At 48.5% G+C, this 229-nt stretch carries 1 protein-coding gene; it reads right to left on the bottom strand.

The window, feature by feature from the left end; all coding sequences use genetic code 11:
• Window positions 1-229, bottom strand: a 229-nt coding sequence (locus tag ACRHOZ_RS21730; protein ID WP_431130518.1) for a molybdopterin-dependent oxidoreductase, incomplete at both ends; no start/stop codon positions are given.

The following is a 229-nucleotide window of genomic DNA, read 5'->3' as shown; positions in this document are numbered from 1 at the left end:
ATCTATGTTGTTGGTCCCTATAAAACCTTTGGTCAGTTTGTTGCCCAAGTAGTATTCCTCGGTAAGGCACTGTGCGGACACGTAAAACCCAACGCTATCGCGGCCATGTTTGGCAATGATGCTCTTGAACACCGCGACGGCTCTTTTGAAAGTGGTCTCCCAGGTAATTTGCTGCAGTGGATGGTTTCTGCTACATCGCATTTGAGGATGCAGGATACGATCGCTGGTA

This window comes from Flagellimonas flava (genome assembly GCF_050617915.1).
In the GTDB taxonomy this organism is placed as follows: Bacteria; Bacteroidota; Bacteroidia; order Flavobacteriales; family Flavobacteriaceae; genus Flagellimonas; species Flagellimonas flava_A.
This window is presented reverse-complemented; position numbering and strand designations above follow the sequence as displayed.